The sequence below is a fragment of the Streptomyces sp. CRCS-T-1 genome (genome assembly GCF_024442335.1).
Taxonomy (GTDB): Bacteria; Actinomycetota; Actinomycetes; order Streptomycetales; family Streptomycetaceae; genus Streptomyces; species Streptomyces koelreuteriae.
In genome coordinates, this window is record NZ_CP101651.1 from 7,285,806 (window position 1) to 7,307,260 (window position 21,455).

Annotated in this window: 22 protein-coding genes; 8 read left to right on the top strand and 14 right to left on the bottom strand. The window is 72.8% G+C overall.

The genetic code is table 11. The annotated features are described in order from the left end of the window. Positions 1-24: 24 nt before the first annotated feature. From NNW99_RS33050 to NNW99_RS33065, 4 genes are all read right to left on the bottom strand, one after another. Entirely contained in the window at positions 25-1,599 is a 1,575-nt protein-coding gene (locus NNW99_RS33050; RefSeq protein ID WP_215122808.1) for an alkaline phosphatase, read from the bottom strand. Between the two features lie 138 nt (positions 1,600-1,737). Further along, positions 1,738-3,177, bottom strand: coding sequence for a PLP-dependent aminotransferase family protein (locus NNW99_RS33055; protein ID WP_215122809.1), 1,440 nt, complete (start codon positions 3,175-3,177; stop codon positions 1,738-1,740). A gap of 48 nt (positions 3,178-3,225) precedes the next feature. Beyond that, positions 3,226-4,056 carry an alpha/beta fold hydrolase gene (locus tag NNW99_RS33060; RefSeq protein WP_215122810.1) on the bottom strand — a complete coding sequence of 277 codons (831 nt, stop codon included), beginning with the start codon at positions 4,054-4,056 and terminating at the stop codon, positions 3,226-3,228. Positions 4,057-4,185: 129 nt separating this feature from the next. Then, positions 4,186-4,839: an NADPH-dependent F420 reductase gene (locus NNW99_RS33065; RefSeq protein ID WP_215122811.1), complete on the bottom strand. Its 654-nt coding sequence runs from the start codon at positions 4,837-4,839 to the stop codon at positions 4,186-4,188. Positions 4,840-4,949: 110 nt separating this feature from the next. Here NNW99_RS33065 and NNW99_RS33070 point away from each other — a divergent pair, with 110 nt between their 5' ends. Then, the gene (locus NNW99_RS33070) at positions 4,950-5,834 is read left to right on the top strand and encodes an RNA polymerase sigma-70 factor (protein WP_215122812.1); all 885 of its coding nucleotides are present in this window, start codon (positions 4,950-4,952) and stop codon (positions 5,832-5,834) included. 168 nt (positions 5,835-6,002) lie between these two features. Then, positions 6,003-6,764, top strand: coding sequence for a GntR family transcriptional regulator (locus NNW99_RS33075; RefSeq protein WP_215122813.1), 762 nt, complete (start codon positions 6,003-6,005; stop codon positions 6,762-6,764). Between the two features lie 103 nt (positions 6,765-6,867). On the opposite strand, the gene NNW99_RS33080 is transcribed toward NNW99_RS33075, so the two are convergent. The 3 genes from NNW99_RS33080 to NNW99_RS33090 all read right to left on the bottom strand — a co-directional run bounded on the left by NNW99_RS33080 (position 6,868) and on the right by NNW99_RS33090 (position 9,966). Next, entirely contained in the window at positions 6,868-8,016 is a 1,149-nt protein-coding gene (locus NNW99_RS33080; protein WP_215122814.1) for an ROK family transcriptional regulator, read from the bottom strand. An 88-nt stretch (positions 8,017-8,104) separates the two neighbouring features. Continuing rightward, positions 8,105-8,767 (bottom strand): response regulator transcription factor, encoded by a 663-nt coding sequence (locus NNW99_RS33085; protein ID WP_189724460.1) that lies wholly within the window; start codon positions 8,765-8,767, stop codon positions 8,105-8,107. Positions 8,768-8,781: 14 nt separating this feature from the next. Further along, the gene (locus NNW99_RS33090; RefSeq protein WP_215122815.1) at positions 8,782-9,966 is read right to left on the bottom strand and encodes a sensor histidine kinase; all 1,185 of its coding nucleotides are present in this window, start codon (positions 9,964-9,966) and stop codon (positions 8,782-8,784) included. 108 nt (positions 9,967-10,074) lie between these two features. On the opposite strand from NNW99_RS33090, the gene NNW99_RS33095 reads away from it, so the two are divergent. From NNW99_RS33095 to NNW99_RS33105, 3 genes are all read left to right on the top strand, one after another. Continuing rightward, entirely contained in the window at positions 10,075-10,995 is a 921-nt protein-coding gene (locus tag NNW99_RS33095; RefSeq protein WP_215122816.1) for an ATP-binding cassette domain-containing protein, read from the top strand. A gap of 2 nt (positions 10,996-10,997) precedes the next feature. Further along, the gene (locus tag NNW99_RS33100; protein WP_215122817.1) at positions 10,998-11,726 is read left to right on the top strand and encodes an ABC transporter permease; all 729 of its coding nucleotides are present in this window, start codon (positions 10,998-11,000) and stop codon (positions 11,724-11,726) included. A 69-nt stretch (positions 11,727-11,795) separates the two neighbouring features. Continuing rightward, positions 11,796-12,227, top strand: coding sequence for a hypothetical protein (locus NNW99_RS33105; protein ID WP_215122818.1), 432 nt, complete (start codon positions 11,796-11,798; stop codon positions 12,225-12,227). Between the two features lie 4 nt (positions 12,228-12,231). Here the strand turns inward: NNW99_RS33105 and mug are convergent, their stop codons facing one another. The 6 genes from mug to NNW99_RS33135 all read right to left on the bottom strand — a co-directional run bounded on the left by mug (position 12,232) and on the right by NNW99_RS33135 (position 18,598). Then, entirely contained in the window at positions 12,232-12,777 is a 546-nt protein-coding gene (gene mug / locus NNW99_RS33110; RefSeq protein ID WP_215122819.1) for a G/U mismatch-specific DNA glycosylase, read from the bottom strand. 8 nt (positions 12,778-12,785) lie between these two features. Then, on the bottom strand, positions 12,786-14,228 hold the full coding sequence (gene purB, locus NNW99_RS33115) for an adenylosuccinate lyase (RefSeq protein ID WP_215122820.1): 1,443 nt from the start codon (positions 14,226-14,228) through the stop codon (positions 12,786-12,788). A gap of 106 nt (positions 14,229-14,334) precedes the next feature. Then, complete coding sequence (locus tag NNW99_RS33120; RefSeq protein ID WP_215122821.1) at positions 14,335-15,108, bottom strand: SGNH/GDSL hydrolase family protein; 774 nt, start codon at positions 15,106-15,108, stop codon at positions 14,335-14,337. Positions 15,109-15,209: 101 nt separating this feature from the next. Then, positions 15,210-16,223, bottom strand: a complete 1,014-nt coding sequence (locus NNW99_RS33125; protein WP_215122822.1) for a hemolysin family protein — start codon at positions 16,221-16,223, stop codon at positions 15,210-15,212. After that, positions 16,220-17,560 carry a hemolysin family protein gene (locus NNW99_RS33130; RefSeq protein ID WP_215122823.1) on the bottom strand — a complete coding sequence of 447 codons (1,341 nt, stop codon included), beginning with the start codon at positions 17,558-17,560 and terminating at the stop codon, positions 16,220-16,222. The genes NNW99_RS33125 and NNW99_RS33130 overlap by 4 nt, the downstream gene beginning before the upstream one ends. A 156-nt stretch (positions 17,561-17,716) precedes the next feature. Beyond that, on the bottom strand, positions 17,717-18,598 hold the full coding sequence (locus NNW99_RS33135) for an MBL fold metallo-hydrolase (RefSeq protein WP_215122824.1): 882 nt from the start codon (positions 18,596-18,598) through the stop codon (positions 17,717-17,719). Positions 18,599-18,744: 146 nt separating this feature from the next. Between NNW99_RS33135 and NNW99_RS33140 the strand changes: the two genes are divergently transcribed. From NNW99_RS33140 to NNW99_RS33150, 3 genes are read left to right on the top strand one after another with little or no spacing between them, the layout of a single operon-like run. Beyond that, the gene (locus tag NNW99_RS33140; protein ID WP_215122825.1) at positions 18,745-18,954 is read left to right on the top strand and encodes a hypothetical protein; all 210 of its coding nucleotides are present in this window, start codon (positions 18,745-18,747) and stop codon (positions 18,952-18,954) included. Further along, positions 18,941-20,332: an amidase gene (locus NNW99_RS33145; protein WP_215122826.1), complete on the top strand. Its 1,392-nt coding sequence runs from the start codon at positions 18,941-18,943 to the stop codon at positions 20,330-20,332. The genes NNW99_RS33140 and NNW99_RS33145 overlap by 14 nt, the downstream gene beginning before the upstream one ends. A 58-nt stretch (positions 20,333-20,390) precedes the next feature. After that, positions 20,391-20,966, top strand: a complete 576-nt coding sequence (locus NNW99_RS33150) for a TetR/AcrR family transcriptional regulator (protein WP_215124540.1) — start codon at positions 20,391-20,393, stop codon at positions 20,964-20,966. Here NNW99_RS33150 and NNW99_RS33155 read toward each other — a convergent pair. Continuing rightward, positions 20,963-21,388 carry a GNAT family N-acetyltransferase gene (locus NNW99_RS33155; RefSeq protein ID WP_215122827.1) on the bottom strand — a complete coding sequence of 142 codons (426 nt, stop codon included), beginning with the start codon at positions 21,386-21,388 and terminating at the stop codon, positions 20,963-20,965. The genes NNW99_RS33150 and NNW99_RS33155 overlap by 4 nt on opposite strands. Between the last annotated feature and the right edge of the window lie 67 nt (positions 21,389-21,455).

Below are 21,455 nucleotides of genomic sequence, written 5' to 3' on the forward strand. Positions count from 1 at the left end.
GGGCCCCCATGGACCCACTGGAACCTACTGGCCGACCCGGCCCGGCTGGAGCACCTGCGTGAACAGCACGGTGCCGTCCTGCTCGCGCAGACGCACCGTCAGTTCGCCGCTGCCGCCGTCGATGTCGACCTCGCCGAAGAACTGGTAGCCGCCGGCGGGGGAGACGTTGGCGGTCGTCGGCGCCTTGATGAACACCCGGTCCGGGCCGAAGGTGCCGTCGAGCGTGTTCGCCGGGAAGGCACCGGCGTTGAGCGGGCCCGAGACGAACTCCCAGAAGGGCTCGAAGTCGGTGAAGGCGGCCTTCGACGGCAGGTAGTGCTGCGCCGAGGTGTAGTGCACATCGGCCGTCAGCCACACCGTGCCCGTGATCCGCCGGTGCTTGATGAACCGCAGCAGCTCGGCGATCTGCAGTTCGCGGCCCAGCGGCTTGCCGGGGTCGCCCTGCGCGACGGCCTCGATGTTCGGCTTGCCGTCACCGGTGTCCGGGACGACCAGACCGATCGGCATGTCCGAGGCGATCACCTTCCACACCGCCCGGGAGCGGGACAGTTCGCGCTTGAGCCACTCCAGCTGCTCGCGGCCGAGGATGCCCTGCGCGTCGGTGGGCTGGTCGTCCGTCGAGTTGGCGTTGCGATAGGTGCGCATGTCCAGGACGAAGACGTCCAGCAGCGGGCCGTGGTGCTGCACGCGGTGGACCCGGCCGCTCGGGCGGCGCAGCGTGGAGATCGGGAAGTACTCCGAGAACGCCTGGCGGGCGCGGGAGGCGAGCACGTCCACGTTCTTCTCGGTGTACCGGGTGTCGCCGAGGATCTCGCCCGGGTACCAGTTGTTGGTGACCTCGTGGTCGTCCCACTGGATGATGGACGGGACCCGGGCGTTGAAGGCGCGCAGGTTCTCGTCCAGGAGGTTGTAGCGGAAGTTGCCGCGGAACTCCGCCAGGGTCTCGGCGACCTTCGCCTTCTCCTCGGTGGTGATGTTCCGCCAGGTCCGCCCGTCGGGCAGGGCCACGGTCTCGGTGAGCGGGCCGTCGGCGTAGATGTTGTCGCCGCTGCAGAGGAAGAAGTCCGGGTCCAGGGCGCCCATCGCGTCGTAGATCCGGTAGCCGCCGAGGTCCGGGTTGATGCCCCAGCCCTGTCCGGCCTGGTCGCCCGACCAGACGAACCGTACGCCGTCGCGGCGTTTGACGGACGCGGTGCGGAAGCTGCCGGTGACCGGTTCGCCGGTGCGGCGCGGGTCGTCCGGGTCGGCGAGCAGCACCCGGTAGTGGATCTGCTCTCCGGAGGGCAGTCCGCGCAGCGGGGTCGTGCCGGTGAAGTCCGTGCCGGGGCCCAGCAGGGGGCCGTGCCATCTGCGCGGGTTGCGGAACGACTCGGTCGCCGACGTCTCGACGATCATCCGGGCGGGCCGGTCGGAGCGCACCCACACCAGCCCGGAGTCCGAGGTCACGTCGCCCGCCTGCACACCCCACCCCGCCTTCGGACGCCCGGACCGGGCGAAGGCCGGCGCCGCTCCGAGAGCGGTGGGCAGGGACAGGGCCGCCGACGCGGCGAGGGAACCCCGCAGGACGCTACGGCGCCCGGGGAACGGACGGTGTGACATGGATACGCCTCCAGGGACGGGATCCGGCCAGTGTGCAGAGCCACAACTACTGGCACGCCGCAGCGCACACACGAACCCCAAGTGAACAACTGACCCCAGGGGCGGGGGAACCGGCACGCACGGGCGAGCCCGCAGGAGTCACCCGGTGGCCGCCTGCGCCATCAGCCGTACGCCCTCGGCGATCCGGGCGGGCGGCACATGGGCGTAGCCCAGGACGAGCCGCACCTTCTTCGTCTCGGCGCCCCCGGGGCGCGGGTGGGCGCAGGACGACAGCGGGCGTACCGCCACCCCGGCCTCGGCCACGCGCGCGAGGAAGCGCTCCTCGGGGCCGTACCGCTCCGGCAGCGTGGCGATCACATGCAGGCCCGCCGCGATCCCGGACACCTCCGAGCCGGGGAAGTGCTCGGTGAGGGCGGCGGCCAGCGCGTCACGCCGCTCGCGGTAGGCGCGCTGGCAGCGGCGGAGCTGGCGGTCGTAGTCGCCGCGTTCCAGGAACCGGGCGAACACGGCCTGGTCGAGGGCCGGGTGGCCGAGGTCCATGGTGCGCTTGCGTTCGACGATCTCCTCCGCCCAGGACTCGGGCACCAGCAGCCAGCCCAGCCGCAGCCCCGGCGCGAGGGACTTGCTGACGGAGCCCGTGTAGGCCACATGGTCCGGGTCGAGGCCCTGGAGCGCGCCGACGGGGGCGCGGTCGTAGCGGAAGTCGCCGTCGTAGTCGTCCTCCAGGACGATGCCGTCCACCTCCCGTGCCCAGTCCAGCAACCCGGCCCGGCGGTCGGCCGAGTAGGCGATGCCGGTGGGGAACTGGTGGGCCGGAGTCGTCACCACGGCCCGTACGCCCGACGCCCGCAGCGGCTCCAGGGCGATCCCCTCGCCGTCCACGGGCAGCGGCACGGCGGTGACCCCGGCCGAGGTGTACAGCGCGTCGTGCTGGGGACTGCCGGGATCCTCCACCCCGACGGCACGCGCCCCGCGCGCGTGCAGCGCGAAACCGAGCAGGGTCGTCGCCTGGGCGACCCCGGAGACCACCACGATCCGCTCCGGGTCGGCCACCACGCCCCGCCGCCGGGCGAGCAGTCCGGCCAGCGCGGTGCGCAGCCGGGGCAGCCCGCGCGGATCGGGGTATCCCAGGTCCTGGTGCGGCAGTTCCGCCAGGACGTCGCGCTGCGCGGCGGCCCACGCCGAGCGCGGGAACAGCGACAGGTCGGGCGTGCCGGGCACGAAGTCCGCGCGGGCGCCGGGGGAGCGCGGGGCGAGGTCGCGCGCCCGCGGCCGGGCGGCCCGCGCGGCCGCGCCCACCCAGGTCCCGGCGCCCCGGCCGCTGCGCAGATAGCCCTCGGCCGTCAGCTGTTCGTACGCCTCCGTGACCAGTCCCCGCGACACCCCCAGGTCCGCCGCGAGATCCCGGCTGGACGGCAGCCGCGTGCCCGGCGCGAGCCGCCCCGAGCGGACCGCCTCGCGCAGCGCCGCCTGGAGGGACCGGCCACGCGTGCGTGCCGGTGCCGCGGCGGCGGGGAGCAGCAGCTCCCAGGCAGCGGACGCGGCACCTCCGCCCGGAGCGCTCTGCGGTGGCTTCATGAAGGGAGACCCTAAAGGCTCCTCGCCGCGCGCAGGCCCCGGTCCGGGTCAGCGGCTGCCGTCGAGGACGACCCTGGCGACCAGGGCCGGGTCGTCGTTCATCGGGACATGGCCGCAGCCCGGCAGCCGTACCAGCCGGGCTCCGGGGATGACGCCCTTGGCCCGCACGCCCTGGCGGGGGACGAGGAGCCGGTCCTTGCTGCCCCAGGCCACGGTGACCGGGGTGCCCACGATGTCGTCGCCGAACCGCACGGTCCTGCCGGAGCGGAGGGTCTCGGAGAACCCCTGCGCCCGGGCCAGGGCCAGCGTCTCGGCGACCACGGCCTCGGGCGCACGGCGGCCCGGGCGGGCGTAGATGGTGCTCGTCAGCAGTGTCCGGCCGAGCGCGGGACGGGCCAGCCGTTCGACGACGGGCAGGGGCATCCGCTGAGCGATCTGCCGCATCGTCATCAGCACCGCGAAGGCGTAGCGGCGTTCGGCCTCGTTCCAGAACCCGGCGGGGGACAGCGCGGTGACGGACCGGACGAGCTGGGCCCGGGCCAGGTCCAGGGCCAGCAGACCGCCCAGCGAGTTGCCCGCCACATGCGGCCGTTCGATCTCCAGCGCCTCGCACAGCGCCACGAGCACGGTGTTCATCGTCGGCAGATCGTGCGCCATGCCGTTCGGCAGCGCCGGCGACTCGCCGCACCCGGGCAGGTCCACGGCGATCACATCCCGCTCGGCCGCCAGCGCGGGGATCACCGGGTCCCACACCTGCCGGTGGTGGCCGATGCCGTGCAGCAGGAGCAACGGGTCGCCGCTGCCCCGGCGTGTGTAGGCCAGGGTGACGTGCTGCTCGCCGTGCGCGGAGGCGACTTTGAAGGAGACGGTGGCGGACATGGGTGCTCCTCGGCTGTACTCGCTGACGGACGCTGTAGACAGCTTGTCAGCAATTGCTACCGGCGGGTAGCCCCGAGTCGACGGCACCTTCACGGCCCCGGACCGCTCGACCGCTGCGGCCCGGACCGCTCAACGGGCCCGGCGCAGCTCCAGGTTGAAGTCCCCGTGCCCGAACTTCCGCATCAGGCCGACCCACAGCGGCAGCCACATCTCCACAGCCCGCGCCGCCTGGATCCCACCGAGATCGAGCACCCGCTCCCGAGGCCAGCCGAACTCCCCGAGCAGGGCCGTCACCTGCTCCTTGGCTCCCTCGTCCTCCCCGCAGACGAACACATCGTGCTCGCCCGGCACCCGCGCCGGATCCACCATCACCCGGCAGTTGACGGTGTTGAGCGACTTCACCACGCGCGCGTGCGGAAACGCCCGCTGGATCTGCTCGCCCACGCTGTCCGACCCGACCGGCGACAGCCGCAGCTCGCCCTCCTCGAACGCCAGCGGGTTGGAGACGTCCACGAGGACCTTCCCGCCGAGGTTCTCCGCCCCCGCCGCCTCCAGCGCGGCGAGGGCCACCCGCCCGCCCACCGCGTTCACCACGACCTCACCGAACGCCGCCGCCTCCGCGAACGTCCCCGCGCCCGCCCCGGCACCCGCGGCGGCGGCCCACTCCAGCGCGGCCGGATTCTCCCTCGTACGCGAACCGAGCCGCACCTCGTGCCCCAGCTCCACCAGCCGACCGCCGAGGGTGCGCCCGACCTCGCCCGTGCCCAGCACCGCGTACCGCATCGCCACCTCCGGGAAGCGTGCCGGCGATCACCGGCGTCCTGTCGGTCATTCTGTCCGGGAAGGGGCGATTCCGCCTGGACAGGGCCGCACCCGTGGGCTGGGATGGAGCCGTGACCACCGAGACCGCGACCGACCTCTTCGAAGCACACCGCCCCGTCCTGCTGGGCGTCGCCTACCGCATGCTGGGCCGCGTGGCCGACGCGGAGGACGTGGTCCAGGAGGCCTGGCTGCGCTGGTCGGGCAGCGACCGCGGCGATGTGCGCGAACCGCGCGGCTACCTCGTACGGATCACGACCCGCCTCGCCATCGACCGGCTGCGCCAGATCAAGTCCCGTGGGGAGACGTACGTGGGCCCGTGGCTGCCCGAGCCGTACGTCACGGACTTCGGCGACACCGTGCCGGACACCGCCGAGCGCGCCGTGCTCGCCGACTCCGTCTCCCTCGCCGTCCTCGTCGTGATGGAGTCGCTGTCACCGCTGGAGCGCGCCGTGTTCGTGCTGCGCGAGGCCTTCGGCTTCCCGTACGCCGACATCGCCGCGATGCTCGACCGCGGCGAGGCGGCCGTACGGCAGCTCGCCGGACGGGCCCGCAAGCACGTCGAGGAGCGGCGTCCCCGCTACGAGGTCGACCCCGCCCAGCGTCGCGACCTCACCGAGCGCTTCCTCGCCGCGGCGGGCGAGGGCGACCTCGAAGGGCTGATGGCGCTGCTCGCCCCGGACGTCCGCCTCGTCGGCGACAGCGGCGGCAAGGCGCGGGCACCGCTGCGGGTCCTCGACACGGCGGACAAGGTGGGCCGGTTCCTCGTCGGCGCCGCGCAGAAGGGCGTCCCGGACTTCTCCGTGCGCTTCCTGGAGCTCAACGGCGGCCCGGCCGTGCTGGTCCTGTCCGGCGACAAGCCCGACTCCGTCTTCCAGCTCGACGTCGCCGACGGGCAGGTCCAGGCGGTCTACATCGTCCGCAACCCCGACAAGCTGCGGTCGCTGGCCGCCGGATAGCCGACGCCGCTGTCGCCCCGTAGACCGCGCGTGAACGCCCCGTGAACGTTCCCGGCCATTGGTCTTGACCAAGGATCAGGGCCGTCCTATGGTCGCAGAGAAGTGAAACAACCTTTAAAAAACAAGGGCGCTAAAACGCCGCCGACCACGGCGATTGCGGAGGACAGGGTGGGGACCACGCAGCTGGAATCGGTGCCGGAACCGAAGTACTGGCATCTCAAGACCGTGCTCAGTGAAGCGCTCGACTCGGAGTTCTCCGTGGGGGAGATCCTGCCCAACGAGCGCGACCTCGCGGCCCGCTTCGGTGTCGCCCGCGCCACGCTCCGCCAGGCCCTGGAACAGCTCGAACTGGAAGGCAGGCTGCAGCGCCGCCGAGGTGTCGGCACGACCGTCGCGCCGCCGCGCGTGGGCGTCTCCCTCGGCACCGGCCCGCACACCTGGCCCGGCGGTTCCGAGGACGCCTGGCAGCCCGTCGACTGCGTCGCCGCGGTGCCGTCGGCGGCTGTCGCCGAGGCGCTGGGGACCGGGCGTGACGAGGCCGTCCATGTCGTGCGCCGCTCCCGGGTGTCGAACGGCCGGCCGGTGGCCGCCGAACTCCTCTACATTCCGCGGTCGTCGGTGCCCGAGCTCTCCGGTATCGACGCGCCGTCCGGAGCGGCACGCGCGCGTGCGGTGCTGCGGGAGCTGCAGCGGCTGGAGCCGGCGCGGCAGGAGAACGCGGTGGAGCTCGGCTCTGCCGGCGCCGACGACGCGAAGGAGCTGGATCGGCTGCCTGGGGCTCCTGTTCTTGTGGTGACGACTCGGTTTGTTGTCGGGGGGCGTACGGCTGCGCTGTCGGTTGCGACGTATCGTGCTGACACGTGCCGGTTGACCTTCGGTGATTCGGGTGGGGTGGAGATTCATGACGGGCCTGAGCAGCGGGCGTCTTGAACCTTTGCGCCGTGGGGGTGTGGTGAGTGGGGGGCCGCGGGCGCGTTGTGGCTTGTCGCGCCCACGCGGCGGAGCCGCATATCGACACAGCCCCGCGCCCCTACTAAAGCGGGCGTTGCTCCACCGCGAAGAGTTGTTCCTCCACGTGGTCCAGAGCCAGGCGTAGGGCGCCGGTGGCCACTGCCGCGTCGCCTAGGCGGGAGAGGGTCACCTCGGGTGGGCGGAGGCAGTAGCGGGAGAGTTCTCGGCGGAGGGGGTCGAGGACGCCGTCCAGGCCCGCTGCCCAGCCGCCGATGACGACCAGTTCCGGGTCGAGGGCGAGGACGAGGGCCGCCACGTCGTGGACCAGGCGCTGGATGAAACGGTCGACGGCCGCGCGGGCCCGCTGGTCGCCCTCGCGGGCCTGGGCGAAGACCTCGGCGACCGCCTGCTCGTCGAGCGGGTGCAGGGGTTCGTCGGTGGTGGAGAGCAGGGTCTCGGGCGTGACCTCCCGGCCCAGCAGATGCAGCGCGCCGATCTCGCCGGCCGCCCCGCCGTAGCCCCGGTGCAGCCGCCCCCCGATCAGCGCACCGGCGCCCGGGCTGAGCCCCGCCAGCACGAACACCACGTCGTCCGACTCGGTGGCCGCGCCCTTCCAGTGCTCGGCGACGGCCGCCGTGTTGGCGTCGTTCTCGACCAGCACCGGGCACTTGAAGGACCGGCTCAGCCGCTCGCCCAGCCGCAGCCCCGTCCACCCCGGCAGCGCGGTGCCCAGCCGTACCGTGCCGTCCGCCTCGACGATCCCGGGCGTCGCCACACCCACGGCCCGCAGCGAGCCCCGCGCCACACCCGCGCGCCGCAGCAGCTCGGCGACCGCCCCGCGCAGCCGCTCCAGCCGCTCGTCCGCCCCCGCCGTCTCGGACACGTCCTTGGCCTGGGCGCCGATCACCCGGCCGTCCAGATCGGCCAGCAGCGCGGCCACTCGGTGCGGTCCGATCTCCAGCCCCAGCAGATGCCCGGCCTCCGCCCGGAACCGGAACCGCCGCGCCGGGCGCCCTTGCCGCCGTGCGGCACCCTCCTCGGCCGCCTTCTCGACGACGAGCCCGGCCTCGATGAGCCCCTCGACGACGCCCTCCACGGTCGGCCGGGACAGCCCCGTCACCCGGGTGATCTCGGTCAGCGTCGCGCAGTCCGTGGCACGCAGCGCGTGCAGCACCACCGCGGAATTGATCCTTCGCAGCAGCGAGGGATCCCCGCCGGTCAGCCGCCCCACCGTCCGTCCTCCCAGGTCGCGCGCGTGTTGGCCGGATCGTACTCGGCGCGGCGCGCCCCGGCGAGGGTCCGGCACCGGCCCTCGCCTATCAGCCCGGTGCCACGAACCCCGACTCGTACGCGGCGATCACCGCCTGAGTCCGGTCCCGCGCCCCCAACTTCGCCAGCACCGCGCTGACATGCGACTTCACGGTCTCCGTCCCGACTACCAGCCGGGCGGCGATCTCCGCGTTCGACAACCCCCGCGCCATCAGCCGCAGCACCTCGGCCTCGCGCTCGGTGAGCTGGGCCCGCTCCATCACGGCCCGCGCAGCGCGGTTGCCGCCGTCGTCGCCGTACTCGGCGGCGAGCTGCCGCACCGAGGCCGGGAACAGCAGCGACTCGCCCTCGGCGATCAGCCGCACCGCGTGCACGATCTCGGCCGGCCGGGCCCGCTTGAGCAGAAACCCGTCCGCCCCGGCCCGCAGCGCCTCGTACACGTACTCGTCGTTCTCGAAGGTCGTCACCACCAGGATCCGCGGCGGCTCGTCGACCGTCCGCAGCAGCGCCCGGGTGGCCTCGATCCCGTCCAGCAGCGGCATCCGTACGTCCATGGCGACCACGTCGGGCCGGAGCCGCCGCACGAGCGGGATCACCGCCGCCCCGTCAGCGGCCTCCCCGACCACCTCGATGTCGGGCTGTGCCTCCAGCACGGCCCGCAGACCCGCGCGTACGAGGGGTTCGTCGTCGACGAGGAGAACGGTGACCGGCATCCGGACAGCGTAGATCAACTCAAGGGCAGCTCGACATGAACCTGCCAGTCGCCTTCATCGGGGCCGGTTCTGGCCCGTCCGCCGAGCAGGGCGGCGCGCTCGCGTATGCCGCGCAGGCCGCTGCCGCCACCGGTGCCGCGTCCGGGTACGGATATCGGCTCGGGCAGGGGATTGCGTATCGCGAGGACGAGGGTGTCGCCGGTGACCCGGATGCGTACCTGAGCCGGGACCGCCCCCGCGTGCCGCAGCACATTGGTCAGTGCTTCCTGGAGGATCCGGTAGCCCTCCCGGGACACCGGCCCCGGCACGGTGTCCACGGGGCCGGTCACCTCGGCGTCGACCTTCGCCCCGGAGGTACGCGCGGACTCCAGAAGGCGGTCCGCGTCCACGAGGGTCGGTCTGCCGCTCACCGGCTTCTCCGACTCGCGCAGGATGCCGAGCACACGGTCCAGCTCCTCCAAGGCGGTCCGCCCGGTTTCCTCGATGGCGCTCAGGGCCCGGTCGGTGAAGGCGGGATCACCGGCCGCGCGCGCCGCCCCCGCCTGTACGACGGCGACCGTGAGCGCGTGTCCGATGGAGTCGTGCAACTCGCGGGCGATACGCGTGCGTTCCAGGAGCTGTTCGGTGCGTTCCTCCAGCGCCGCCATCCGCTCCGCGGGGGACGGGCCGAGGAGTCGCTTGGCCAGTGCGGTGGTCAGGTGGCCCGCCCCCACCACGACCACGGCGAGCAGCAGCAGCGGCAGGGGGGCGAGCAGGGCGTGCCACCAGTGCGGCCCCTTGACGGGCACGAACCCGTCGCCGGCGGGCTCGGTGCCGAACGCCGTCGTCGCCAAGTCGACCGCGAGGAGAGGCAACTGGACGGAGAGATGGGCCACGATCCAGCCGAGGACCAGCCGCGTCTCCAGCCACACCACCGTCCGCCCGCGATCGGCCCATGTGACCGACGGAGTGGTCACGATCTCGCCGCTGTCACCACCACCTTGCCGATGGCCGATCAGCAGCAGCCTGGCCTGAAACCCCTCCACGACCCGTGTGATGGGCACGAGGCCCGCCAGTCCGAGCAGCACGGCGGCCGTGACCTGGGTCCACCACGCCTCCTCGACGAACAGCCACAGCGACGGCCACACGATGGCCACCACGATGTGCAGCCACCGCTTGTACGTGACCGCCCGCGTGAGCGGGCGCAGCATGCGGACCATGGCGTCATCGTGCCAGCCGGCACTGACAACGGACCTCCCCCGCACGGGGGAGGTGATCTCCACCGCCGGGGGAGGCCCGCACCCCGCACGACCGGCCAGGCTGCTGCCATGACCAGCATCGACGTCCAGTACCTCACCAAGGAGTTCGGCACCAAGCGCGCCGTCGACGACCTCACGTTCCGTGTGCTGCCCGGCCGCGTCACCGGCTTCCTCGGCCCCAACGGCGCCGGAAAGTCCACCACCATGCGGCTGGTGCTAGGCCTCGACCGGCCGACCGCCGGTTCGGCGACCCTCGGCGGACGCGCCTACCCGGCCCTGCGCGAACCCCTGCGCCACGTCGGCGCCCTGCTCGACGCGCAGGCCGCGCACGGCTCCCGTACCGCCCGCGGCCACCTCCGTGTCCTGGCCGCGAGCAACCGCATCCCGGACCGCCGCGTGGACGAGGTGCTGGAGGAAACCGGCCTGGCGTCGGTGGCCCGGCGCCGCGTGCGGACGTACTCCCTGGGCATGCGCCAGCGACTCGGCATCGCCGCCGCCCTGCTGGGCGATCCCGAGGTGGTCATGCTGGACGAGCCGTCCAACGGCCTCGATCCCGAAGGCATCGTGTGGATCCGGCGGTTGCTGCGGCGGCTCGCGGGGGAGGGGCGGACGGTGCTGGTCTCCAGCCATCTGATGAACGAGACCGCGTCCTTCGCGGACCACCTCGTCGTGCTCGGGCGGGGCCGGCTGCTGGCCGACACCCCGATGCGGGACTTCATCCACGCGCGCGTGCGGCCGCGCGTACGGATCCGCACGAGCGACCCCGTCGCGCTCAAGAGCGCCCTCGCCGAGCACGGCCACGAGGCCGAGGAGCACGTGGACGGCCACTGGACCGTGCACCACGCACGCGTGGACGACATCGGCCGCATCGCCTCCGCCGCGGGCGTGCCGGTCCTGGAACTCGCGGCCGAGGAGGGCACCTTGGAGCAGGCCTACTTCGACCTCACCTCCGCCGAGACCGAGTTCACCGCACAGCCCCAGGAGGCCTGACCATGGAACTCACGCCCGTACTCCGCTCCGAGTGGCTGAAGATCCGTACGCTCCGCTCGCTGCCGGGCGCCCTGGTGGCCCTGTTCGCCGCGACCACGGCGTTCTCCGCGATCGCCGGTGTCTCCGACACGTCGGACCCGGGGTTCGACCCGCTGTTCACATCCCTCTCGGGTGTCATACCGGGCCAGATCGCGGCCATCGCCTTCGGTGCCATGGCCGTGTCGTCCGAGTTCCACTCGGGGGCGCTCCGGCTCTCGCTGGCCGCGGTTCCGCAGCGCGGACGGTGGTTCGCGGCCAAGGCGGCCGTCATCGCCGTACCGGCCCTCCTGGTGGGGCTGGTGACAGCTCTCGCCGCTCTGCTGGTGGGGCGGTCGGGGCTCGGACCGGCAGCGGACGGGCTCGGCGTCGGCGAGCAGGTGCGGGGTGTCGTGGGCTGCGGGGTCTACCTCATGCTGATGGCGCTGTTCGCCGCCGGCCTGGCCGCCCTGCTGCGCAGCGGCGTCGCCACTCTGTCCCTGTTGATCCCGTTCATCCTCGTCGTAGGGTTCGTGATCGGTGACGCCACGGGCTCCGTCGCGGACTTCCTGCCCGACAAGGCGGGGCAGTTGGTCCTGCGGGAGACCTACGACGGATCGCTGCTCGGGCCCTGGTCGGGGCTCGCGGTGACCGCGCTCTGGACGGTCGCCGCGCTGCTGGCGGGAGCGTGGAGCGTGCGCTGCCGGGACGCCTGACCGGCAACGGGGCCGATGCCCCGCCGAGTGTCCCCGCCAAGTGTCAGTGGGTGCGGGTTTACTGGACCCATGAACCTCGCACAGCACATCGCCCTCGTCGACGAGCTGTGCTACCGCCCCTTTCCGGCGGAGCACGGCCCGTCGGACGTCGGCAGGTCAGGCCCCGGCTACCACATCGCGGTGTTAGAGAGCGAGCCCTACGGCGACCCCGCGACCCGGGCCGTGACGATCGACCAGTTCGAGAAGGACCGGGACGCGGTCTACGAGCTTCTCGCCTCGCGCTGGGGCGACACCGACCCCTACAACCTGCAGACGGTTCTGCTGCGTACCGAGCACGAGGAGATATCCCGGCCGTGGGCCGACCTCGCCGCATGCGCCGGTGTGGCGTACCTCTGGGAGGTGGAGGGCACCGGCCGCTGGGTCGCCTTGGCGGTCGCCGACCGCGACGAGGCACAGGAGGTGCACCTGCTGGCCCTGGTCACGGAGACCGACCCGCCGTAGGGGATCAGCCCCCGGCCGCTTCCCGCAGCCGTCCGAACTCCTCCGCCATGGTCTCGACCGTCCAGTGCGCGTTCAGCCCGCTCGGGTTGGGCAGCACCCACACGCGCGTGTCCCCGAACGTCCGCGACTGCGGCCCCACCTGGGCCTTGCGGTCGTCGAACGCGGCGCGATACGCGGTCACACCCACCACCGCCAGCCAGTCCGGCCGCAGCCGCTCCGCCTTCAGCGCGAGCTGCCGCCCGCCCTCCCGGTACTCCTCGGCGCTCAGCTCGTCGGCCCGGGCGGTCGGCCGCTCCACGACGTTGGTGATGCCGAGCCCGTACGACAGCAACTCCCGCTGTTCGGACGGCTTCAGCAGCCGGGGCGTGAAGCCGGACCGGTGCAGTACGGGCCAGAAGCGGTTGCCGGGGCGGGCGAAGTGATGGCCCGTCGCGGCCGTCATGAGCCCCGGGTTGATGCCGCAGAACAGCACCCGCAGACCGTCCGCGACCACGTCGGGCACGACACGGTCGCGGGCGGCCTCCAGTTCCTCGGGCGTGAAGCGCGCCATGCGCGGCGTCAGAGAATCGCGCCGGGGGTGTAGCCCGCGGCCTGGGGGTGCTGCTTCACGATCTCCTCGACCCGGGCGACCACGGTCGCGACCTGGTCGCCCGCGGCGCCCGTGAAGGACAGCTTGTCGGCCATCAGCGCGTCCAGCTGGGCGCGGTCGAGCGGGATGCGGGTGTCGGCGGCGAGCTTGTCGAGCAGCTCGTTGCGCTCGGCGCCCTGCTCACGCATCGCGAGCGCGGAGGCGACGGCGTTCTCCTTGATCGCCTCGTGCGCGAGCTCCCGGCCCACGCCCGCGCGCACGGCGCCCATGAGGACCTTGGTGGTGGCGAGGAACGGCAGGTACCGGTCCAGCTCCCGGGCGACGACCGCCGGGAACGCGCCGAACTCGTCGAGCACCGTCAGGAACGTCTCCAGCAGGCCGTCCAGCGCGAAGAACGCGTCCGGCAGCGCGACCCGGCGCACCACCGAGCAGGACACGTCGCCCTCGTTCCACTGGTCGCCCGCCAGCTCGCCCGTCATCGAGGCGTAGCCGCGCAGGATCACCATCAGGCCGTTGACGCGCTCGCAGGAGCGGGTGTTCATCTTGTGCGGCATCGCCGAGGAGCCGACCTGGCCCGGCTTGAAGCCCTCGGTGACCAGCTCGTGCCCGGCCATCAGCCGGACCGTCTTCGCCAGCGACGAGGGGGCCGCGGCGAGCTGCACCAGCGCCGTCACGACCTCGTAGTCCAGGGAGCGCGGGTAGACCTGGCCGACCGAGGTGAAGGCCTGCGAGAAGCCCAGGTGCGTGGCGATCCGCTGCTCCAGCTCGGCGAGCTTCGCGGCGTCCCCGCCCAGCAGGTCCAGCATGTCCTGCGCGGTGCCGACCGGGCCCTTGATGCCGCGCAGCGGGTAGCGGCCCAGCAGCTCCTCGATCCGGCCGTAGGCCACGAGCAGCTCGTCGGTGGCGGTCGCGAAGCGCTTGCCGAGGGTGGTGGCCTGCGCGGCGACGTTGTGCGAGCGGCCGGCCATGACCAGCTCGCCGTACTCGCCGGACAGCTTGCCCAGCCGGGCCAGGACGGCGACCGTGCGGTCGCGCATCAGCTCCAGCGAGAGCCGGACCTGGAGCTGCTCGACGTTCTCGGTGAGGTCGCGGGAGGTCATGCCCTTGTGCACGTGCTCGTGCCCGGCGAGGTCGTTGAACTCCTCGATCCGTGCCTTCACGTCGTGCCGCGTGACCTTCTCGCGCTCGGCGATGGAGGCCAGGTCGACGGTGTCGAGAACACGCTCGTAGTCGGCGAGCGCCGCGTCCGGCACCTCGATCCCGAGGTCCTTCTGGGCGCGCAGCACGGCGAGCCAGAGCTGCCGCTCCAGCTTCACCTTCTGCTCGGGGGACCAGAGCGTGGCGAGTTCGGCGGAGGCGTACCGTCCGGCGAGGACGTTGGGGATGCGGGGCTTGGCGGGAGCGGAAGTCACGTGGACGGATTCTACTGGCGATTCGTGCAGGCCAGCGCACCGGCCTTTTCGTCGGAACCTACGAGAGGCTCGCGATGCCGTGGGCGAAGGGGTGGTGCGGCGGGACCTACAGCTCGTACGGCAGCAGCTCGGGGCGCTTCGGCGGCAGGCCGTCGCCCGAGGAGCGGCCCGTGAGGCGGCGGCCTATCCAGGGCAGCAGGTACTGCCGGGCGAACCGCGCGTCCGCCGCGCGGCGCATGACCCAGCCCGGCGGCAGGGACGTCGGCATCGGCGTGCGCCACTCGGTGTCCTCGGGCTCGTAGCCGAGCGTCTGCCACACGGCCTCGGCGACCCGGCGGTGGCCCTCGGCCGTGAGATGCAGCCGGTCCACGTCCCACAGCCGGGGGTCGCCGAGCGAGGGGGCGCCGTAGAGGTCGACGACGAGCGCGCCGTGCCGGTCGGCGAGTTCGTCGACGCAGGCGAACAGCTCCTCCATGCGCGGCCGGAACCGCTCCAGGACGGGGCCCCGCCGGCCCGGGCTGCGCATCAGGACGAGCTGCTTGCACGACGGGGCCAGCCGTTCCACGGCCTCCTCCAGGAGGGCGCGCACCCGGCCCATGTCGCACTTGGGCCGCAGCGTGTCGTTGAGCCCGCCGACCAGGGTGATCACATCGGGCTCCATGGCCGCCGCCACGGCCACCTGCTCGTCGACGATCTGCTGGATCAGCTTGCCGCGCACCGCGAGGTTGGCGTAGCGGAAGCCGGGTGTGCCCGCCGCCATCCGCGCGACGAGCAGGTCGGCCCAGCCGCGGTAGGTGCCGTCGGGCAGCAGGTCCGACATGCCCTCGGTGAAGGAGTCGCCGATCGCGACGAGGCTGCTGTGGGTGGGGTTCGTGTGCATGGCGACGGAAATGATATCCCGTGCACATACCCAGCAGTCGGTCGGCCGCCGGGAGTCCCTCCCAGGCGCCTGAAGCCCAGGTCAGGCGCCGGATGCCCTGCTCAGATCCGCTGGCCGAACAGCTCCCGCAGCACGTCCTCCATGGTCACGAGACCGGCCAGCCGTCCGTCCTCCCCGAGGACCGCCGCGAGATGCGTACGGCTGCCGCGCATCGCGGTGAGGACGTCGTCCAGCGGTGTGTGCTCCCGCACGCGCGCGATGGGCCGCATGTCCCGCAGCCGGAACGGCTCATCGCGCCCGAGGGCGTCCAGGGCGTCCTTCACATGGAGATAGCCCACGATCCGCCGTCCCTCGTCCACCACCGGGAAGCGGGAGAACCCGGAGTCCGCCGTGAGCTGCTCCAGCTCGTCCGGGGTGACGCCCACGCTCGCGTAGACCACCCGCTCCAGCGGCAGCACCACATCGCGCACCGGGCGGCGGCCCAGCTCCAGCGCGTCGTGCAGCCGCTCCTGGGCGCGGTCGTCGATCAGGCCGGCCTCGCTGGAGTCCTTCACGATCTGCGCTATCTGGGCGTCCGAGTAGGAGGCGGCGACCTCCTCCCGGGCCTCCACACGCAGCAGCTTCAGCAGCGTGTTGGCGAAGGCGTTGATCGTGAAGATCACCGGGCGCAGCCCCCGGGACAGCGCCACCAGGGGCGGGCCGAGCGCCAGCGCGCTGCGCACCGGCTCGGCGAGCGCGATGTTCTTCGGCACCATCTCGCCGAGCAGCATGTGCAGATACGTGGCCAGGGACAGCGCGATCACGAAGGACACCGCGTGCCCCGCGCCCTCGGGCACGCCCATCGCGTGGAACGCCGGCTCCAGCAGATGCGCGATCGCCGGCTCGGCGACGACACCGAGCACCAGTGTGCACAGCGTGATGCCGAGCTGCGCGGCCGCCATCAGCGCCGACACGTGCTCCAGGCCCCACAGCACGCTCTTGGCGCGCCGGTCGCCCCGGTCGGCGTAGGGCTCGATCTGGCTGCGGCGCACGGAGATCAGCGCGAACTCGGCGCCGACGAAGAAGGCGTTGACGACGAGCGTCGCCAGACCGATCAGCAGTTGTACCGCGGTCACAGCTCCGCTCCCTTCTCGTCGGGCTTCTCGTCGTCGAGGGGCGCCCGCAGCCGGACGCGCGCCGCCCGGCGGCCCGCCGCGTCCAGCACCTCCATCCGCCAGCCGGCGACCTCGAGGGTGTCACCGACGGCCGGTATCCGGCCCAGCACCGTCGCCACCAGACCGGCCAGCGTCTCGTAGGGCCCCTCCGGCGCCCGCAGCCCGACCCGCTCCAGGTGGTCCACGCGCGCGGAGCCGTCGGCCGAGTACAGGGCGTGGCCGGCCTCGTCCGTGCCGGCCGGGGCGAGGTCGGGCAGCTCGTGCGGGTCGTGCTCGTCGCGCACCTCGCCGACGACCTCCTCGACGATGTCCTCCAGGGTGGCGACCCCCGCCGTACCGCCGTACTCGTCGATCACGACGGCCATCGTGCGCTTGCCGGAGAGCCGGTCCAGGAGCCGGTCGACGGTGAGCGTCTCCGGCACCAGCAGCGGTTCGCGCATCAGCTCGGAGACGTAGATCCGGGTCCGGCGCTCGGCCGGTACCGCCAGGACGTCCTTGACGTGCGCGGTCCCGACGACCGAGTCGAGGGTCCCGCGGAAGACGGGGAACCGTGACAGGCCGGTCGCCCGGGTCGCGTTCGCCACGTCCTCCAGGGTCGCCTGCACCTCCAGGGCGACGACCTGCACCCGGGGCGTCATCACGTTCTCCGCGGTCAGGTCGGCGAGGTTCAGCGTCCGCACGAACAACTCGGCGGTGTCCGCCTCCAGGGCGCCTTCCTTCGCCGAGTGACGGGCCAGCGCCGCCAGCTCCTGCGGCCCGCGCGCCGAGGCCAGCTCCTCGGCGGGCTCCACGCCGATCCGGCGCACGACCCGGTTCGCCGTGTTGTTCAGGTGGGTGATGAAGGGCCGGAACGCGGCGCTGAACCAGCGCTGGGCGTTGCCCACGGTCTTGGCGACGGTCAGCGGCGAGGAGATCGCCCAGTTCTTGGGAACCAGCTCGCCGACGACCATCAGGAACACCGTCGAAGCGGCCGTGCCGAGCACCAGGGCGAGGGTGTGCGACGCCGACCGCGAGACACCGACGTCCTCCAGCGGCCCGGCGATCAGCGCGGCGATCGACGGCTCGGCGAGCATGCCGACGACCAGGTTCGTGACGGTGATGCCGAGCTGCGCCCCGGAGAGCTGGAACGTCAGGCTCCGTACGGCCTTCAGTGCGCCCTGCGCGCCCCGCTCGCCGCGCTCCACCGCCCGCTCCAGCTCGGCGCGCTCGACCGTGGTGAGGGAGAACTCGGCCGCCACGAAGGCGCCGCAGGCGAGCGAGAGCAGGATCGCCGCCAGGAGGAGGAGCACTTCGGTCATCGGTTCACCCCCGTTCCATGGTTCTCCAGGACGGGGCGGAACGCGCGGTGTCGCGCACGGGGAGGCTCGCCCATGGGCGGACGCTCACAACCTTTCATGCTGAACCGAGTGGCCATCCAAGGGTAAAGGATGGGCAAAGTCCTTCTTTCGGCGTGCTCAGGGCGAGTCGGCGGGGACGGGTGCGAGCCGGTAGGCGCCCTCATGGGGGATGACGTTACCGGCGGTCGGCGGCGCGAAGTGAGTGCCCAGGAGGAGGGTGTCCGTTCCGGCGAGCGCGTCGAGCAGCTCGCGGCGCGTGGCCTCGGACTGTCCGGGGTCGATGTCGACGCAGGCGCCGATGCCCGGGTGGGCGAGCTGGACGGGGTGGTGGACGCAGTCGCCGGTGATCAGCGCCGTCCGTCCGCGACTGGTCAGCTCGACGGCGAGGTGGCCGGGCGTGTGCCCCGGGGTCGGGACCAGGCGCAGGCCCGGGGCGACCTCGACGCCCTCGGCGGGGACGTCGACGAGGTCGAGCCGACCCGCCTCCTCCACCGGGATCACGGAGTCGCGGAACATCTGCGCGCGGGCCTCGTCCATGGCGTACCCGGCCCAGAACTCCCGCTCCACGCGGGAGGTCAGATAGCGGGCGTGCGGGAAGGTGGGCACCCACGCGCCGTTCACCTCCCGGGTGTTCCAGCCGACGTGATCGGCGTGCAGGTGGGTGAGGATCACCAAGTCCACCGCGTCCGGGGGGAATCCGGCGGCGGTGAGGCGCGACAGGTAGTCGGTGTCGAGGTCGTGCCAGGCGGGATCGGCCCGCTGCTTGCCGTTGCCGATGCCCGTGTCGACCAGGACGCGCAGCTCGCCGACGGTGAAGGCGAAGCTGTGGCTGTCCAGGTGTGGGACGCCGTCGCCGTCGGCGAAGTGGGGGTACAGCCAGTCCTGCCCCGCGACGACGTCCGGGGTGGCGTCGGGCAGCAGCCACGGTCCGGTGGCGGGCGGCAGGGGCGTCTCGTCGATGCGGTGGACGGTGGCGTCGCCCACGGTCCAGGTGGTCATCGGTCTCTCCTTCACGTGCGACTAACGCGCGACTAGTGCATGGCGCGCTTAAAGCAATCTGTTTGCGTTAAGTCGACCGTAGGTCCTACAGTCCACTAACGCAAACAGTTAGCTTTTGCAGCTCAGGGACGTTCGAAGGGAAGCTCATGTCCTCCGCCGAACTCACGCCTCCGGAAGCGGCCCGCTGGGCCCACCGCGCCGGGCTCGTCCTGTCCGCCGACCGTCACGCCGCCGTCGCGGCCACCGCCGACCACATCCACTCCGTCGTCGCCGTCCTGCGCGAGCTGGACTTCGGCGACACCCCGCCCGCCCCCGCCTACCGCGCGGCACAGGAGGCCCACGATGCAGCCGTATGAACTGACCCTCGGCGCAGCCGCCGACGCGATCCGGGCGCGGAAGCTGTCTCCCGTCGAGCTGGTGGACTCCGTGCTGGAGCGCGTCGAGGAGGTCGAGCCGCGGCTCGGGGCCTATGTCACCGTCACCGCCGAGCACGCCCGCCGGGCCGCGCGCGAGGCCGAGAGGGATATCGCGGCCGGCCGGTACCGCGGTCCGCTGCACGGCATCCCGATGGGCCTGAAGGATCTGATCGACGCCGCCGGACTGCCGACGTCGGCCAGTTCACGGGTCAGGGCCGACCATCGCGCGCACGCCGACAGCGCCGTCGCCGCACGTCTGTCGGCGGCCGGGGCCGTCCTGGTCGGCAAGACCCACACCCACGAGTTCGCCTACGGTCTGACCACCCCGCAGACCAGCAACGCCTGGGACCGCGAGAGGGTCGCCGGCGGCTCCAGCGGCGGATCGGCGGTCGCCGTCGCCGCGGGCGCCGCCACCTTCGCCCTCGGCACCGACACCGGCGGCTCCATTCGGGTGCCCGCCGCGCTCAACGGGGTCGTCGGCCTCAAGCCGACCTACGGCCTCGTCCCGCGCCACGGTGTCACCTCGTTGTCCTGGTCCCTGGACCACATCGGCCCGATCACCCGCACCGTCGAGGACGCGGGCCTGGTCCTCGACGCCCTGGCCGGCCACGACCCCCGCGACCCCGCCTCCCTGGCCACACCGCCGGAGGACCACCGGCCGACCGGGGGCACCGACCTGGGCGGACTGCGGATCGGCGTGCCGCGCTCCTGGTACTTCGACCATGTCGACCCGGAGGTGGAGGCCGCCGTCCGGAACGCGATCGACCGGCTCCGGAGCCTCGGTGCCCGGCTCGTCGACGTCGAGATCCCCATGACCCGCTACATCCAGGCCACTCAGTGGGGCCTGATGGTGCCCGAGGCCACCGCCTACCACGAGAGCACCCTGCGCACGGTCCACGAGCTCTACCAGGCCGACGTCCGCGTCCTCCTGGAGGCCGGCGAACTGATGCCCGCCGGGGACTACTTGCGGGCCCAGCGCTCCCGCACCCTCATGCGGCGGGAGTGGGCGGTCATGCTGCGCGAGGTCGACCTCATCGCCGCCCCCACCCTCCCCATGACCGCGGTCCCGGCCGGCCAGGAGACGATCACCTGGCCCGACGGCACCGTCGAGGGAGTCTCGGACGCCTGTGTGCGGCTCTCCGCCCCCGCCAACATCACCGGGGTGCCGTCCCTGTCCGTACCGGTCGGCCACGACACCGAGGGCCTGCCGATCGGCATGCAGCTCCTCGGCAGGCCGCTCGGGGAGCGGCAGCTCCTGCGGGCCGGGCACGCCTATGAGCGGACCCGGCCCGCCCGCGAGCTCGCCCCGGCGGCCTGAACGAGCCCTTCCCCAGACGCAAAGGGTTCGCTTTAAGGTGGGTGCCGTGAGCAGACAGATGGTGCGCCCCGGCGGCCGCAGCGCCCGGGTCCAGGCCTCGGTGCACGCCGCCGTGCGCGAACTCGCCTCGGAGCTGGGCCGGGACGCCCTGACGGTGCCGCTGGTCGCCCAGCGCGCGGGCGTGACACCGTCGACGATCTACCGCCGCTGGGGCGACCTCCAGGAACTGCTGTCGGACGTGGCGGTCGAGCGGCTGCGGCCCGACACCACCCCCGGCGACCACGGCGCCCTGCCGATCGACCTGACGGCCTGGGCCGAGCAGTTCCTCGACGAGATGGCCTCGCCCGCCGGGCGCGCCTACATCCGCGACGCCCTGCTCGGCGACCCCGACGGCGGCAACGCCGGCCAGTGTTCGGCCTACGCGGCCGAGCAGATCGGCCTCGTCCTCACCCGGGCGGCCGGGCGCGGGGAGCGGACACCCGACGTCGAGACGGTGATCGACCAGGTCGTGGCGCCCATGATGTACCGCATCCTCTTCCGCCCGGACGGCCTCGACGCCGCCTACGCCCGGCGGCTCGTGGCCGGGGTTCTCGCGGCGGCCGGAGACACTCCTCGGCCGAGGGACACTCCCTAGCCGTTGAGGGGCTTGACCCAGCGCCGCCAGTGGTCCTCGCGGTGATAGCCGGCCGCGGCCCAGGTGTGCTGGGCCTGTTCGTTGGCCTCCAGGACCATGGCGTCGACGCGTCGCCCGCCCAGGGCCGCGAAGCGCTGTTCGGCGGCTTCGAGCAGGGCGGTGGCGATGCCCTGCCGGCGGTGGTCGGGGTGTACGGCGAGGCGGTAGGCGGAGCAGCGCCATCCGTCGAAGCCCGCTATGACGGTGCCCGCGAGGACACCGTCGCGCTCGGCGAGGATCAGGGCCTCGGGGTCCCGCGTGATGAGGCGGGCCACTCCGTCGTGGTCGTCGCTGATGCTGGTGCCTTCCGCGGCTTCGCGCCAGAACCGCAGCACGGTGTCGATGTCCGAGAGGGCCGCGCAGCGGATGTGAAGATCGCTCATGGGGCGAGCCAAGCAGAACGCCGGCCGGTACGGCGATCGGGTTTCAGTACCCGGACACCGCCCGTTG